Origin of the sequence: Campylobacter sp. 107 (assembly GCF_002383835.1) — a bacterium.
Taxonomy (GTDB): domain Bacteria; phylum Campylobacterota; class Campylobacteria; order Campylobacterales; family Campylobacteraceae; genus Campylobacter_D; species Campylobacter_D jejuni.
The window spans coordinates 1-848 of the sequence record NZ_NXBA01000038.1 but is presented as its reverse complement, the minus strand read 5'-3'; the positions used below and the strand labels follow the sequence as shown (position 1 = coordinate 848).

Here is an 848-nt window from a genome sequence, read left to right as displayed (position 1 = left end):
TTAAATCCTAAAACCAAAGAAGATGCTTTTAATAAAAGTATTCTTTGGATAAAAGAACATTTAGAATTTATGGAATTAGTTTATGGACATATTAAAGCACAAGAAAGTGCTTTGATTAAAAATATACTTCCTTTAGAAGAAAAAATTAAAGAAAGAAAATTAGATAAATGGATGGAAAGGGTGAGAAGGTGAGAGAAGAAAATAATTTTAACAAAAATTTAAAAGCTTTGAGCGGTTTTGAGTATAACAACTTACGCAAAAAACTTGAGGATCTAAAAGAGCTTAGAGAATTTACTTTCACTCAAGGAAAAGATAATCTTGATATCAATATCATAAAAAAAAGAAATTTAAAAAAAATGTATCAAGATCCCATCAAAGAACTTGAAAAAAATTTAGAATATTTTAAAGATTTTACACGCTATCCTGTGCTTTTTTTTTATGGTTTTGGAAATGGAATTTTATATAAAATTCTACTTCAAAATCAAGCACTTAAAAGAATAATCATCTTTGAAAAAGAATTAGAACTTATCTTTTTGGCCTTAAATTTCATAGATTTTAGCAAAGATTTAAGCTTAGGGCGACTCATTATTTTACATCATGATGATATTAATCTTCCTAAAATGGATAAAGTTTTTCGTTTGATAGGGGATTTGTTGTATCGTTCTTATAACCTACACATTGCTAATGATTTTTATGAACACTATAAAGAAGATATTTTAAAACTTAATAAACTCAACATGCAAATCATCAAAAATCACAATCTTATGCGTGGAAATGATCCTAAAGATGCTCTTCAAGGTATAGAACAATTTGTTTATAATCTTCCTCAAATGATTACTCATCCTAGT

1 protein-coding gene and 1 pseudogene are annotated in these 848 nt (G+C 26.2%); both read left to right on the top strand.

Translation table 11 applies throughout. The features are described from left to right. A partial coding sequence (locus BGS40_RS05670; protein WP_096738490.1) for a motility associated factor glycosyltransferase family protein occupies window positions 1–192 on the top strand: 192 nt, incomplete at its 5' end. Continuing rightward, window positions 189–848: pseudogene (locus BGS40_RS05665) on the top strand (motility associated factor glycosyltransferase family protein); the annotation flags it as partial. The gene BGS40_RS05670 and the pseudogene BGS40_RS05665, both read left to right, overlap by 4 nt.